General features: G+C 52.2%; 9 protein-coding genes, 1 tRNA gene and 2 rRNA genes. 10 read left to right on the top strand and 2 right to left on the bottom strand.

The features are described 5' to 3' along the window. The first annotated feature begins 57 nt into the window (after positions 1 to 57). The 7 genes from kup (at position 58) to rbsR (ending at position 8,004) form a co-directional block, all read left to right on the top strand. Complete coding sequence (gene kup, locus HV314_RS25250) at positions 58 to 1,926, top strand: low affinity potassium transporter Kup (protein WP_003023768.1); 1,869 nt, start codon at positions 58 to 60, stop codon at positions 1,924 to 1,926. Between the two features lie 192 nt (positions 1,927 to 2,118). After that, positions 2,119 to 2,538, top strand: coding sequence for a D-ribose pyranase (rbsD, locus tag HV314_RS25245; protein WP_016155090.1), 420 nt, complete (start codon positions 2,119 to 2,121; stop codon positions 2,536 to 2,538). 7 nt (positions 2,539 to 2,545) lie between these two features. Further along, positions 2,546 to 4,051, top strand: coding sequence for a ribose ABC transporter ATP-binding protein RbsA (rbsA, locus tag HV314_RS25240; RefSeq protein WP_003023764.1), 1,506 nt, complete (start codon positions 2,546 to 2,548; stop codon positions 4,049 to 4,051). A gap of 5 nt (positions 4,052 to 4,056) precedes the next feature. Continuing rightward, positions 4,057 to 5,022 carry a ribose ABC transporter permease gene (gene rbsC, locus HV314_RS25235; protein ID WP_003023762.1) on the top strand — a complete coding sequence of 322 codons (966 nt, stop codon included), beginning with the start codon at positions 4,057 to 4,059 and terminating at the stop codon, positions 5,020 to 5,022. Between the two features lie 24 nt (positions 5,023 to 5,046). Next, on the top strand, positions 5,047 to 5,937 hold the full coding sequence (gene rbsB / locus HV314_RS25230) for a ribose ABC transporter substrate-binding protein RbsB (RefSeq protein WP_003023760.1): 891 nt from the start codon (positions 5,047 to 5,049) through the stop codon (positions 5,935 to 5,937). A gap of 141 nt (positions 5,938 to 6,078) precedes the next feature. After that, positions 6,079 to 7,008 (top strand): ribokinase, encoded by a 930-nt coding sequence (rbsK, locus tag HV314_RS25225; RefSeq protein ID WP_131380387.1) that lies wholly within the window; start codon positions 6,079 to 6,081, stop codon positions 7,006 to 7,008. Positions 7,009 to 7,011: 3 nt separating this feature from the next. Further along, positions 7,012 to 8,004 (top strand): ribose operon transcriptional repressor RbsR, encoded by a 993-nt coding sequence (gene rbsR, locus HV314_RS25220; protein ID WP_016155093.1) that lies wholly within the window; start codon positions 7,012 to 7,014, stop codon positions 8,002 to 8,004. Here rbsR and mdtD read toward each other — a convergent pair. After that, on the bottom strand, positions 7,970 to 9,397 hold the full coding sequence (mdtD, locus tag HV314_RS25215) for a multidrug transporter subunit MdtD (protein WP_016157827.1): 1,428 nt from the start codon (positions 9,395 to 9,397) through the stop codon (positions 7,970 to 7,972). The two genes, rbsR and mdtD, sit on opposite strands and share 35 nt — an antisense overlap. A gap of 1 nt (position 9,398) precedes the next feature. Beyond that, a complete protein-coding gene (locus tag HV314_RS25210; RefSeq protein ID WP_016157828.1) occupies positions 9,399 to 10,103 on the bottom strand; it encodes a FadR/GntR family transcriptional regulator in 705 nt (234 codons plus the stop codon). 453 nt (positions 10,104 to 10,556) lie between these two features. Here HV314_RS25210 and HV314_RS25205 point away from each other — a divergent pair. The 3 genes from HV314_RS25205 (at position 10,557) to HV314_RS25195 (ending at position 15,385) form a co-directional block, all read left to right on the top strand. Further along, positions 10,557 to 12,098, top strand: a 16S ribosomal RNA gene (locus tag HV314_RS25205). Positions 12,099 to 12,183: 85 nt separating this feature from the next. Further along, positions 12,184 to 12,259, top strand: a tRNA-Glu gene (locus tag HV314_RS25200). 219 nt (positions 12,260 to 12,478) lie between these two features. Further along, positions 12,479 to 15,385, top strand: a 23S ribosomal RNA gene (locus HV314_RS25195). The 16S and 23S rRNA genes sit together here with 1 tRNA gene alongside, the layout of an rRNA operon. Positions 15,386 to 15,463 lie beyond the last annotated feature (78 nt).

The raw sequence follows: 15,463 nt of genomic DNA, 5'->3' as shown, positions 1-15,463 counted from the left end.
ATGCAGCCCACGCGGAGGTGGCTTGAAAGATGATGTGTATAAACGAAAGACGAGTCTATGAGCACTGATAATAAACAATCATTGTCTGCGATTACCCTTGCGGCCATTGGGGTTGTCTACGGTGATATTGGTACCAGCCCACTTTATACGCTTCGTGAATGTTTGTCCGGCCAGTTTGGTTTTGGCGTTGAACGTGACGCCGTATTTGGCTTTCTCTCGCTGATTTTCTGGCTGCTGATCTTTGTTGTCTCCATTAAATACCTGACGTTTGTCATGCGCGCGGATAACGCCGGAGAAGGCGGGATCCTGACGCTGATGTCATTGGCCGGGCGTAATACTTCAGCACGAACAACCTCCATGTTGGTGATTATGGGGTTGATTGGCGGCAGCTTCTTCTATGGAGAAGTGGTGATAACGCCTGCTATCTCGGTGATGTCGGCGATTGAAGGTCTGGAGATCATTGCCCCGCAACTGGATACCTGGATTGTTCCGCTCTCGATAATCGTACTGACCCTGCTGTTTTTGATTCAAAAACACGGTACCGGCATGGTCGGTAAGCTGTTTGCGCCGATTATGCTGTTGTGGTTCCTGACGCTGGCAGTGTTAGGCGTGCGTAGTATTATTGGCAATCCGGAAGTGCTGCAGGCGCTCAATCCGTATTGGGCGGTGCATTTCTTCCTCGAATTCAAAACGTTGTCCTTTATTGCGCTGGGTGCGGTGGTGTTGTCGATTACCGGTGTTGAAGCGCTGTATGCGGATATGGGCCACTTCGGTAAGTTGCCGATTCGCCTGGCATGGTTCTCCGTGGTATTGCCTTCGCTGGTACTGAACTATTTTGGTCAGGGGGCGTTGCTGTTAAAGCATCCTGAAGCGATTAAAAACCCGTTCTTCCTGCTGGCGCCGGACTGGGCGTTGATACCGCTCCTGATCCTCGCCGCGCTGGCAACGGTTATCGCTTCACAGGCGGTTATCTCCGGCGTCTTCTCACTGACGCGTCAGGCCGTGCGTCTGGGGTATTTATCGCCGATGCGTATCATCCATACCTCGGAAATGGAGTCGGGCCAGATCTACATTCCTTTCGTTAACTGGATGCTCTATTTTGCAGTGGTTATTGTTATTGTGAGCTTTGAACACTCCAGCAATCTGGCTGCGGCGTACGGGATTGCGGTGACGGGGACGATGGTGCTGACCTCAATTCTGTCGACCACCGTGGCGCGCAAAAACTGGCACTGGAATAAATACTTCGTCTTCCTGATCCTGGTGGCGTTCTTGTGCGTCGATGTTCCGCTGTTCTCCGCGAACCTCGATAAACTGATTTCCGGTGGTTGGCTGCCTCTGACGCTGGGTCTGGTGATGTTCACCATCATGACTACTTGGAAAAGCGAGCGTTTCCGTCTGCTGCGTCGCATGCATGAGCACGGCAACTCTCTGGAGGCGATGATTGCCTCTCTGGAGAAATCACCACCGGTACGCGTGCCGGGAACGGCGGTGTACATGTCTCGTGCATTGAACGTCATCCCGTTTGCGCTACTGCATAACCTCAAACATAACAAGGTGCTGCATGAACGCGTTATTCTGCTGACGCTGCGCACGGAAGATGCACCATATGTTCACAACGTGCGTAGGGTGCAGATTGAGCAGTTATCGCCCACCTTCTGGCGCGTGGTAGCCAGCTACGGTTGGCGCGAAACGCCGAACGTTGAAGAAGTGTTCCATCGCTGCGGTCTGGAAGGCTTAAGCTGTCGGATGATGGAAACCTCGTTCTTCATGTCGCACGAGTCGTTGATTGTTGGCAAACGACCATGGTATCTGCGTCTGCGCGGCAAGCTGTATCTGCTACTACAACGCAATGCGCTGCGCGCCCCGGACCAGTTTGAAATCCCACCGAACCGGGTTATTGAGCTCGGTACTCAGGTCGAGATTTAATCTCATCGACGCCCTCTTTCATCGCGAAAGGGGGCGTTTTGTTTTGTCCCTCCCAGTTTTCATTTTATCGAATGATAATCCTTGCGAAACGTTTCGATGGCGATCACATTTTCGTAACTTTGCGGTGGTTTTATCTCCACTCTTCGCTCTACACTTATCTTCAGCGAAACGTTTCGCTAGTGGGGAAAGAAAATGAAGAAAGGCACGGTACTCAACTCTGAAATTTCATCGGTGATCTCCCGTCTGGGGCATACCGATACGCTGGTGGTGTGTGATGCAGGTTTACCCATCCCGAATAGCACAACGCGTATCGATATGGCATTAACCCAGGGCGTACCTTCTTTTATGCAGGTACTGGATGTGGTGACACGTGAAATGCAGGTCGAGGCGGCCATTCTCGCGACGGAAATTAAACAACATAATCCGCAACTCCACGAAACGTTGCTCAGCCACATTGAGCAACTGCAACAACACCAGGGAAACACCATAGAAATTCGTTACACCACGCATGAACAATTCAAAAAACAAACCGCAGACAGTCAGGCGGTAATTCGCAGCGGAGAGTGTTCTCCGTATGCGAATATCATTCTCTGTGCTGGCGTCACGTTCTGAGGCCATCATGAACGCATTACTGCAACTCAAAGGGATCGATAAAGCGTTCCCGGGCGTAAAAGCGCTATCCGGCGCCGCGCTGAATGTCTACCCAGGCCGCGTAATGGCGCTGGTGGGCGAAAACGGCGCGGGCAAATCTACCATGATGAAAGTGCTGACCGGGATCTATACTCGTGATGCCGGTTCTTTATTGTGGTTGGGAAAAGAGACCACCTTTAACGGCCCTAAATCCTCCCAGGAAGCTGGAATCGGTATCATCCACCAGGAGCTGAATTTGATCCCGCAACTCACTATCGCCGAGAACATTTTTCTTGGCCGTGAGTTCGTTAATCGCTTTGGCAAAATTGACTGGAAGAAGATGTACGCCGAAGCCGATCTGCTGCTTGCCAAACTGAATCTGCGCTTTAAAAGCGACAGACTGGTCGGTGAACTGTCGATTGGCGATCAGCAGATGGTTGAAATTGCCAAAGTGCTGAGCTTTGAATCGAAGGTCATCATTATGGATGAACCGACGGATGCGCTCACTGATACCGAAACCGAATCCCTGTTCCGCGTCATTCGCGAACTGAAATCCCAGGGACGCGGTATTGTCTATATTTCTCACCGCATGAAAGAGATCTTCGAGATTTGTGACGACGTGACCGTTTTTCGCGACGGGCAGTTTATTGCCGAGCGTGAAGTCGCCTCGCTGACCGAAGACTCGCTGATTGAAATGATGGTGGGACGTAAGCTGGAAGATCAATACCCGCGCCTGGAAAAAGCGCCGGGTGATATTCGCCTGAAGGTCGATAACCTGTGCGGCCCTGGCGTAAACGATGTTTCATTCACGCTACGTAAAGGCGAGATCCTTGGCGTATCGGGGCTGATGGGTGCCGGACGTACCGAGCTGATGAAAGTGTTGTACGGCGCATTGCCGCGCACCAGCGGTTACGTCACGCTTGATGGCCATGAAGTGGTCACCCGTTCGCCGCAGGATGGGTTGGCTAACGGCATCGTCTATATTTCTGAAGACCGTAAACGCGATGGTTTAGTGCTGGGCATGTCGGTGAAAGAGAACATGTCACTAACCGCGCTGCGTTATTTCAGTCGCGCTGGTGGAAGCCTTAAACATAAAGACGAGCAGCAGGCGGTAGGTGATTTTATTCGTCTGTTCAATGTTAAAACGCCATCGATGGAACAGGCTATCGGCCTGCTTTCTGGCGGTAATCAGCAGAAAGTGGCGATTGCGCGCGGTCTGATGACCCGACCAAAAGTCCTGATCCTCGATGAACCAACGCGCGGTGTTGACGTTGGGGCTAAAAAAGAAATCTATCAGCTTATCAACCAGTTTAAGGCCGATGGGCTGAGCATCATTCTGGTCTCCTCTGAGATGCCAGAAGTATTGGGCATGAGCGATCGAATTATCGTTATGCATGAAGGGCATCTCGGCGGTGAGTTCACTCGCGAGCAGGCCACTCAAGAAGTATTAATGGCTGCCGCTGTGGGCAAGCTTAATCGCGTGAATCAGGAGTAAAAAAGATGACTACCCAGGCTGTTTCTGGTCGCCGTTATTTCACTAAAGCATGGCTTCTGGAGCAAAAGTCGCTCATCGCTCTGTTAGTGCTGATCGCGATTGTTTCCACCATGAGCCCTAACTTTTTTACCGTTAATAACCTGTTCAACATCCTCCAGCAAACGTCGGTGAACGCCATCATGGCCGTTGGCATGACGCTGGTTATCCTGACGTCGGGGATTGATCTGTCTGTCGGTTCTTTGCTGGCGCTTACCGGTGCGGTTGCGGCTTCCATTGTAGGGATTGAAGTCAATGCGCTGGTGGCTGTCGCTGCGGCTCTGGCGCTCGGTGCTGCTATTGGCGCGGTAACCGGGGTGATTGTCGCGAAAGGCCGGGTACAGGCGTTTATCGCGACCCTGGTGATGATGCTGCTGCTGCGTGGTGTGACCATGGTATACACCAACGGCAGTCCGGTTAATACCGGGTTTACTGACAATGCCGATCTGTTTGGCTGGTTTGGTATTGGTCGTCCGTTAGGCGTCCCTACGCCTGTGTGGATTATGGGGATTGTCTTCCTCGCGGCGTGGTACATGCTGCACCACACTCGTCTGGGTCGTTATATCTATGCGCTGGGCGGTAACGAAGCGGCAACGCGCCTGTCCGGTATCAGCGTAAGTAAAATCAAAATTATCGTTTACTCCCTGTGTGGTCTGCTGGCATCGCTGGCGGGCATCATTGAAGTAGCGCGCCTCTCCTCTGCGCAACCGACGGCAGGTACTGGCTATGAGCTGGATGCTATCGCCGCGGTGGTGTTAGGTGGTACCAGCCTGGCGGGTGGTAAAGGACGTATTGTTGGGACGCTGATCGGCGCATTGATTCTTGGTTTCCTCAATAATGGTTTGAATTTGTTAGGTGTATCCTCCTATTACCAGATGATCGTCAAAGCGGTGGTGATTTTGCTGGCGGTACTGGTAGACAACAAAAAGCAGTAACAACGATTACAGGACATCTTAAATATGAACATGAAAAAACTGGCTACCCTGGTTTCTGCTGTTGCGCTGAGCGCCACCGTGAGCGCGAATGCGATGGCGAAAGATACCATTGCGCTGGTGGTCTCCACCCTCAACAACCCGTTCTTTGTTTCTTTGAAGGATGGGGCGCAAAAAGAGGCCGATAAGCTGGGCTACAACTTGGTGATTCTGGACTCACAGAACAACCCGGCGAAAGAGCTGGCTAACGTTCAGGATTTAACGGTTCGTGGAACTAAAATTCTGCTGATTAACCCGACGGACTCCGATGCTGTTGGTAACGCTGTGAAGATGGCTAACCAGGCGAAAATTCCGGTTATCACCCTTGACCGCGTTGCGTCCAAAGGCGAAGTAGTAAGCCATATTGCATCTGATAACGTGCTGGGCGGTAAGATTGCGGGCGATTACATCGCGAAGAAAGCGGGTGAAGGCGCGAAAGTTATCGAACTGCAGGGTATTGCCGGTACTTCAGCGGCGCGTGAGCGTGGCGAAGGTTTCCAGCAGGCTGTTGCGGCACACAAATTTAACGTACTGGCCAGCCAGCCGGCCGACTTCGACCGCACCAAAGGTCTGAACGTCATGCAGAACCTGCTGACCGCGCATCCTGACGTGCAGGCCGTATTTGCCCAGAACGATGAAATGGCGTTGGGTGCGCTGCGCGCACTGCAAACTGCGGGTAAATCTGATGTGATGGTGGTTGGATTTGACGGTACTCCAGATGGCGAAAAAGCAGTAAATGATGGCAAACTGGCTGCGACCATTGCTCAGCTGCCGGATCAGATCGGCGCGAAAGGCGTTGAGACTGCGGATAAAGTCCTGAAAGGCGAGAAGGTTCAGGCTAAATATCCGGTTGACCTGAAGCTGGTCATCAAGCAGTAATACCGATTCAGGTCGTTCGCGGCCTGATGGAGACATAAAGACGCCATCCCCGTATCGGGTTTTGGGGATGAAAGCGTAAAAAGAAAAGCAGGGCACGCGCCACCCTAATCCGGTGGCGCACTTTGACTTGGAACACCAAATATGAAAACCGCAGGCAACCTCGTTGTTCTTGGCAGTATCAATGCCGATCACATCCTCAACCTTAACTCTTTCCCGACACCTGGTGAAACCGTAACCGGTAACCATTATCAGGTCGCATTTGGTGGTAAAGGCGCGAATCAGGCTGTTGCTGCGGGGCGTAGTGGCGCGAATATCGCATTTATTGCCTGTACGGGTGATGATGATATTGGCGAAAGTGTTCGTAAACAGTTAGCTAAAGATAATATCGATATTGCGCCGATTAGCGTAATTTCGGGGGAATCGACCGGTGTGGCGTTGATTTTTGTGAATGGTGAAGGTGAGAACGTCATCGGCATTCATGCTGGTGCGAACGCGGCACTTTCGCCTGCGCTGGTGGAAGCTCAGCATGAGCGTATTGCCAAGGCGTCTGCCTTACTGATGCAGTTAGAGTCGCCGATCGAAAGCGTACTGGCTGCGGCAAAGATTGCACATCAAAATAAGACTACGGTAGCCCTTAACCCGGCCCCGGCACGTGAACTTTCTGACGAACTGCTGGCGCTGGTGGATATTATTACCCCGAATGAAACCGAGGCTGAAAAGCTCACGGGGATCCGGGTTGAAAACGATGAAGACGCGGCCAAAGCTGCGCAGGCATTGCACGCGAAGGGGATCCATACTGTACTGATTACCTTAGGCAGTCGCGGGGTGTGGGCCAGCGTAAATGGTGAAGGTCAGCGTGTGCCTGGGTTTAAAGTGGACGCTGTTGATACCATCGCCGCTGGGGATACCTTTAACGGCGCGTTAATTACAGCGTTACTGGAAGAGACTCCGCTGCCTGAAGCTATCCGATTTGCACATGCCGCTGCGGCGATTGCGGTCACCCGTAAGGGTGCACAGCCTTCCGTTCCATGGCGCGAAGAAATAGAAGCGTTTTTAAGTCAACAGAGGTAACGCTTGGCTACAATGAAGGACGTCGCCCGCCTGGCGGGGGTTTCCACGTCGACGGTTTCTCACGTCATTAATAAAGATCGCTTTGTCAGTGAGTCTGTCACTGACAAAGTTGAAGCGGCGATTAAAGAGCTTAACTACGCGCCCTCAGCGCTGGCGCGTAGTCTCAAGTTAAACCAGACCCACACTATTGGCATGTTAATCACTGCCAGTACCAACCCCTTTTATTCCGAGCTGGTGCGCGGCGTTGAACGTAGTTGTTTTGAACGCGGTTATAGCCTGGTGCTGTGCAATACCGAAGGTGATGAACAGCGCATGAACCGCAATCTGGAAACGTTAATGCAAAAACGGGTGGACGGCTTGCTGCTGCTCTGCACGGAAACACATCAACCTTCCAGGGAGATCATGCAACGCTATCCTTCTATACCGACCGTCATGATGGACTGGTCGCCTTTTGATGGTGAAAGCGATCTGATCCAGGATAACTCCCTGTTGGGCGGGGATTTAGCCACTCAACATCTTATCGAAAAAGGTTTTACGCGCATTGCCTGCATCACCGGGCCGCTGGATAAAACCCCGGCGCGTTTACGTCTGGAAGGATATCGGGCGGCAATGAAGCGGGCGGGGCTGCCGGTCCCGGAAGGTTACGAGATTACCGGTGACTTTGAGTTCGGCGGCGGCTTTGAAGCTATGCAAACGTTGCTGTCGCATAAACAGCGACCGCAGGCCGTTTTTACCGGCAATGATGCCATGGCGGTTGGCGCGTATCAGGCACTGTACCAATCGGGATTGCGCATTCCGCAGGATATGGCGGTGGTGGGTTATGATGATATCGAGCTGGCGCGCTATATGACGCCGCCGCTGACGACCATCCATCAACCAAAAGATGAACTGGGCGAACTGGCCATCGATGTATTAATCCACCGGATGGCGCAGCCCGCATTACAGCAACAGCGCCTGCAACTTACTCCTGTTTTGATGGAGCGGGGGTCGGTTTAGGATTATGTCGCTCTTTAATCAGGTTACGTCCATCTTTTGCTTTTAGCAGCATGAACATCAGCGCAGACACTACCGTGATAGCGCCCATCGTCATAAAGGTGTAGTGGAACTGCTCGACCGTATTGGTTCCTTCCATACCTTCATAGATACGCAGAACGGCAGCGCTGATGGCGACCCCTAAACTGATTGATAACTGCTGAGTAACGGCCAGCACACTGTTGCCGCTGCTGGCGTTTTCATCGGTCAGGTCCGCCAGAGTGATGGTATTCATGGAGGTAAACTGGGTGGACATCGCCATACCCAAAATGAACAACGGCAGGATCAACATCCAGACCGGCATGGCGGGAGATTGCAATGCGAACTGCGCAATCATCAGGCCGATAAATACCGTAACACCCACCAGTGTGGTTCTGTAGCCGAGCCGGCGCAGCACCTGCGTCACCATTGATTTCGCCAGTATTGATCCCAGCGCCGTTGGCGCCATCATGCAACCGGCGATCAGCGCCGGGTATCCAAAGCCTACCTGCAACATCAGCGGCATTAAGAAGGGCACGCACCCTGTACCCAGACGAGTGGCAAGGTTTCCGGCGATCCCGACGGAAAAAGTTCGGGTCTTAAATATAGGAAGCGATATAAGCGGCGTTGGGTGACGACGCGCGTGGCGAATGTAGGCGAGCAGTAACAGAATGCTGGCAAGAATAATGCTGAGCGCTATCCAGGTCTCGACAAGCTTCTCACCGAACAGCTCTACCCCGCTGGAAAACAACACCAGGCTCAAACCAAACAGAAAGAAACCGGTCATATCAAAACCGCGGCGCGGCGTGGTGAAGTTCGGCATATATTTGCGGGCATAGAAGATACCGGCAACCCCAATTGGAATATTAATCAGGAAGATCCAGTGCCAACTGGCCCACGTGACCAGTACACCGCCCAATACCGGACCTAAAATCGGCCCCACAAGTCCAGGCATGGTTACGAAGTTAAGCACGGGAAGCAGTTCGCTGCGGGGGTAAGCACGCAATAATGCCAGACGGGCAACGGGCATCATCATAGCGCCGCCAATGCCCTGAATGATGCGGAAAATCACCAGTTCGCTTAGGGAGCTGGACAGCGCACAGGCCAGCGAACCCAGCGTAAACAGGCTAACAGCTATCATAAAGACGCGCCGGGTACCAAACCTGTCTGCCAGCCATCCACTCACCGGGATCAGCATCGCGACCGTCAGGGTGTAACTGATAATGGCTGACTGCATGGCGAGCGGAGAGCGGTTAAGGCTGTGTGCTATTGCGGGTAAGGCGGTATTGAGGATCGTGGCGTCTAGTGCCTGCATAAAAAAGGCCATGGCTGCTATCCACGGTAGCCCGGCCATACTGCGTGATTTCTTTTCTGACATATTATTTATCCGGTAGCACGTTCGGTGCTATCAGCAATGCCTGACAGGCAGCGAAGGCGCGATCGCCATCGCTCTCATCTATTGCGTCGACAATGGCCTGGTGTAAATCCAGCTTGACCACGTCGTTATAGGTAATAGAGGTAAAGTAGGTCTGGTAAACGGAATGGAAGAGTGACGCGAAGGAGATAAGGAACGGGTTCGCACTCATTTCATAGATGTGTTCATGCCAGGCGATATCAACCTCAATCCAACGCTCGCGTCTGAAGTTTCTTTTCAGCTCGACCATTTCTTCCATCAGCGTGTTGAGATGCGCTTTCTGTTCTGCCGTACCTATAGTCGCCGCCAGTAAACACGCCTGAGGCTCCAGGCTGATACGCATCACCAGAAAATGTTTAATGACCTGAGAGAAATTATCTTCCGTCATCCACCAGGTGAGTAGCTCCTGGTCGAGGAAGTTCCAGTTTGCCTGCGGCATGACGCGTGTACCAATACGCGGGCGCGGTAATACCATACCTTTTGCCGTTAACGTCTTTACCGCTTCTCTTACCGCGGTACGACTCACGCCAAACTGATCGCCCAGCTCTATTTCGCCAGGCAATATAGCGCCCGGTGCGTATTCACCTTTTAATATTCGCTGAGCCAGCTTTTCGGCCAGAACGTAGGACAGGTTTTTCTGTGCGGCTAGCTGTTGGGCATTTAACGGCATGAATGGTTTTCCTTACTTTATTTCTTATTCATTAGTATGCCACCTGGAAGTGTTATTGCGGCTGCAAAAACGGCAATTTGCTTATTTTATGGCATGTTAATGGTGGTTTTGCTGAAAAAACACGCACTCGGAAAGTTATTTTAAATTTCCCCTTGTCAGCCTGAAATAACTCCCTATAATGCGCCTCCACTGACACGGAACAACGGATTACAAACCGCCGGGTCAGCGGAGAAAAGCGAAAATAAACGCTTGACTCTGTAGCGGGATGGCGTAATATGCACACCCCGCGCCGCTGAGAAAAGCGAAGCGGCACTGCTCTTTAACAATTTATCAGACAATCTGTGTGGGCACTCGAAGATACGGATTCTTAACGTCGCAAGACGAAAAATGAATACCAAGTCTCTGAGTGAACACGTAATTCATTACGAAGTTTAATTCACGAGCATCAAACTTAAATTGAAGAGTTTGATCATGGCTCAGATTGAACGCTGGCGGCAGGCCTAACACATGCAAGTCGAACGGTAGCACAGAGGAGCTTGCTCCTTGGGTGACGAGTGGCGGACGGGTGAGTAATGTCTGGGAAACTGCCCGATGGAGGGGGATAACTACTGGAAACGGTAGCTAATACCGCATAACGTCGCAAGACCAAAGAGGGGGACCTTCGGGCCTCTTGCCATCGGATGTGCCCAGATGGGATTAGCTAGTAGGTGGGGTAACGGCTCACCTAGGCGACGATCCCTAGCTGGTCTGAGAGGATGACCAGCCACACTGGAACTGAGACACGGTCCAGACTCCTACGGGAGGCAGCAGTGGGGAATATTGCACAATGGGCGCAAGCCTGATGCAGCCATGCCGCGTGTATGAAGAAGGCCTTCGGGTTGTAAAGTACTTTCAGCGAGGAGGAAGGTGTTGTGGTTAATAACCGCAGCAATTGACGTTACTCGCAGAAGAAGCACCGGCTAACTCCGTGCCAGCAGCCGCGGTAATACGGAGGGTGCAAGCGTTAATCGGAATTACTGGGCGTAAAGCGCACGCAGGCGGTCTGTCAAGTCGGATGTGAAATCCCCGGGCTCAACCTGGGAACTGCATCCGAAACTGGCAGGCTAGAGTCTTGTAGAGGGGGGTAGAATTCCAGGTGTAGCGGTGAAATGCGTAGAGATCTGGAGGAATACCGGTGGCGAAGGCGGCCCCCTGGACAAAGACTGACGCTCAGGTGCGAAAGCGTGGGGAGCAAACAGGATTAGATACCCTGGTAGTCCACGCCGTAAACGATGTCGACTTGGAGGTTGTGCCCTTGAGGCGTGGCTTCCGGAGCTAACGCGTTAAGTCGACCGCCTGGGGAGTACGGCCGCAAGGTTAAAACTCAAATGAATTGACGGGGGCCCGCACAAGCGGTGGAGCATGTGGTTTAATTCGATGCAACGCGAAGAACCTTACCTACTCTTGACATCCACGGAACTTGGCAGAGATGCCTTGGTGCCTTCGGGAACCGTGAGACAGGTGCTGCATGGCTGTCGTCAGCTCGTGTTGTGAAATGTTGGGTTAAGTCCCGCAACGAGCGCAACCCTTATCCTTTGTTGCCAGCGATTCGGTCGGGAACTCAAAGGAGACTGCCAGTGATAAACTGGAGGAAGGTGGGGATGACGTCAAGTCATCATGGCCCTTACGAGTAGGGCTACACACGTGCTACAATGGCATATACAAAGAGAAGCGACCTCGCGAGAGCAAGCGGACCTCATAAAGTATGTCGTAGTCCGGATTGGAGTCTGCAACTCGACTCCATGAAGTCGGAATCGCTAGTAATCGTGGATCAGAATGCCACGGTGAATACGTTCCCGGGCCTTGTACACACCGCCCGTCACACCATGGGAGTGGGTTGCAAAAGAAGTAGGTAGCTTAACCTTCGGGAGGGCGCTTACCACTTTGTGATTCATGACTGGGGTGAAGTCGTAACAAGGTAACCGTAGGGGAACCTGCGGTTGGATCACCTCCTTACCTTAAAGAAACGTTCTTTGTAGTGCTCACACAGATTGTCTGATGAAAAGTAAATAGCAAGGCGTCTTGCGATTGAGACTTCAGTGTCCCCTTCGTCTAGAGGCCCAGGACACCGCCCTTTCACGGCGGTAACAGGGGTTCGAATCCCCTAGGGGACGCCACTTGCTGGTATGTGTGAGTGAAAGTCGCCGACCGAAGTATCTCAAAACAGACTTTCGAGTCTCGTTTGAGATATTTGCTCTTTAAAAATCTGGATCAAGCTGAAAATTGAAACGACACACTGTTTCATTTCTCCGTAATAAGAAATGAAAAGCGGTGTGTCCGAGTCTCTCAAATTTTCGCAATGCTGAAGTGTTTTACGAAACATCTTCGGGTTGTGAGGTTAAGCGACTAAGCGTACACGGTGGATGCCCTGGCAGTCAGAGGCGATGAAGGACGTGCTAATCTGCGATAAGCGTCGGTAAGGTGATATGAACCGTTATAACCGGCGATTTCCGAATGGGGAAACCCAGTGTGATTCGTCACACTATCATTACGTGAATACATAGCGTAATGAAGCGAACCGGGGGAACTGAAACATCTAAGTACCCCGAGGAAAAGAAATCAACCGAGATTCCCCCAGTAGCGGCGAGCGAACGGGGAGCAGCCCAGAGTCTGAATCAGCATGTGTGGTAGTGGAACGGTCTGGAAAGTCCGGCGATACAGGGTGACAGCCCCGTACACAAAAGTGCATGTGTTGTGAACTCGAAGAGTAGGGCGGGACACGTGGTATCCTGTCTGAATATGGGGGGACCATCCTCCAAGGCTAAATACTCCTGACTGACCGATAGTGAACCAGTACCGTGAGGGAAAGGCGAAAAGAACCCCGGCGAGGGGAGTGAAAAAGAACCTGAAACCGTGTACGTACAAGCAGTGGGAGCCTCTTTATGGGGTGACTGCGTACCTTTTGTATAATGGGTCAGCGACTTATATTCTGTAGCAAGGTTAACCGAATAGGGGAGCCGAAGGGAAACCGAGTCTTAACTGGGCGTTAAGTTGCAGGGTATAGACCCGAAACCCGGTGATCTAGCCATGGGCAGGTTGAAGGTTGGGTAACACTAACTGGAGGACCGAACCGACTAATGTTGAAAAATTAGCGGATGACTTGTGGCTGGGGGTGAAAGGCCAATCAAACCGGGAGATAGCTGGTTCTCCCCGAAAGCTATTTAGGTAGCGCCTCGTGAATTCATCTTCGGGGGTAGAGCACTGTTTCGGCTAGGGGGTCATCCCGACTTACCAACCCGATGCAAACTGCGAATACCGAAGAATGTTATCACGGGAGACACACGGCGGGTGCTAACGTCCGTCGTGAAGAGGGAAACAACCCAGACCGCCAGCTAAGGTCCCAAAGTCATGGTTAAGTGGGAAACGATGTGGGAAGGCACAGACAGCCAGGATGTTGGCTTAGAAGCAGCCATCATTTAAAGAAAGCGTAATAGCTCACTGGTCGAGTCGGCCTGCGCGGAAGATGTAACGGGGCTAAACCATGCACCGAAGCTGCGGCAGCGACACTATGTGTTGTTGGGTAGGGGAGCGTTCTGTAAGCCGTTGAAGGTGTGCTGTGAGGCATGCTGGAGGTATCAGAAGTGCGAATGCTGACATAAGTAACGATAATGCGGGTGAAAAACCCGCACGCCGGAAGACCAAGGGTTCCTGTCCAACGTTAATCGGGGCAGGGTGAGTCGACCCCTAAGGCGAGGCCGAAAGGCGTAGTCGATGGGAAACAGGTTAATATTCCTGTACTTGGTGTTACTGCGAAGGGGGGACGGAGAAGGCTATGTTAGCCGGGCGACGGTTGTCCCGGTTTAAGCATGTAGGCGGAGATTCCAGGTAAATCCGGAGTCTTGTTAACGCTGAGGTGTGATGACGAGGCACTACGGTGCTGAAGTAACAAATGCCCTGCTTCCAGGAAAAGCCTCTAAGCATCAGGTAACACAAAATCGTACCCCAAACCGACACAGGTGGTCAGGTAGAGAATACCAAGGCGCTTGAGAGAACTCGGGTGAAGGAACTAGGCAAAATGGTGCCGTAACTTCGGGAGAAGGCACGCTGATATGTAGGTGAAGTGATTTACTCATGGAGCTGAAATCAGTCGAAGATACCAGCTGGCTGCAACTGTTTATTAAAAACACAGCACTGTGCAAACACGAAAGTGGACGTATACGGTGTGACGCCTGCCCGGTGCCGGAAGGTTAATTGATGGGGTTATCCGTAAGGAGAAGCTCTTGATCGAAGCCCCGGTAAACGGCGGCCGTAACTATAACGGTCCTAAGGTAGCGAAATTCCTTGTCGGGTAAGTTCCGACCTGCACGAATGGCGTAATGATGGCCAGGCTGTCTCCACCCGAGACTCAGTGAAATTGAACTCGCTGTGAAGATGCAGTGTACCCGCGGCAAGACGGAAAGACCCCGTGAACCTTTACTATAGCTTGACACTGAACACTGGTCCTTGATGTGTAGGATAGGTGGGAGGCTTTGAAGTGTGGACGCCAGTCTGCATGGAGCCAACCTTGAAATACCACCCTTTAATGGCTGGTGTTCTAACGTAGACCCGTAATCCGGGTTGCGGACAGTGTCTGGTGGGTAGTTTGACTGGGGCGGTCTCCTCCTAAAGAGTAACGGAGGAGCACGAAGGTTAGCTAATCCTGGTCGGACATCAGGAGGTTAGTGCAAAGGCATAAGCTAGCTTGACTGCGAGAGTGACGGCTCGAGCAGGTGCGAAAGCAGGTCTTAGTGATCCGGTGGTTCTGAATGGAAGGGCCATCGCTCAACGGATAAAAGGTACTCCGGGGATAACAGGCTGATACCGCCCAAGAGTTCATATCGACGGCGGTGTTTGGCACCTCGATGTCGGCTCATCACATCCTGGGGCTGAAGTAGGTCCCAAGGGTATGGCTGTTCGCCATTTAAAGTGGTACGCGAGCTGGGTTTAGAACGTCGTGAGACAGTTCGGTCCCTATCTGCCGTGGGCGCTGGAGAATTGAGGGGGGCTGCTCCTAGTACGAGAGGACCGGAGTGGACGCATCACTGGTGTTCGGGTTGTCATGCCAATGGCATTGCCCGGTAGCTAAATGCGGAAGAGATAAGTGCTGAAAGCATCTAAGCACGAAACTTGCCCCGAGATGAGTTCTCCCTGACCCTTTAAGGGTCCTGAAGGAACGTTGAAGACGACGACGTTGATAGGTCGGGTGTGTAAGCGTAGCGATACGTTGAGCTAACCGATACTAATGAACCGTGAGGCTTAACCTTACAACGCCGAAGATGTTTTGGCGGATGAGACATCGAAATTCAGCTTGATTACAGATTACATCGACATGCGAAAAGTGT

Source organism: Citrobacter sp. RHBSTW-00887, from assembly GCF_013728095.1.
Lineage (GTDB): Bacteria > Pseudomonadota > Gammaproteobacteria > Enterobacterales > Enterobacteriaceae > Citrobacter > Citrobacter braakii.
The sequence above is the reverse complement of the archived record's forward strand: the minus strand, read 5'-3'. Positions and strand labels throughout refer to the sequence as shown.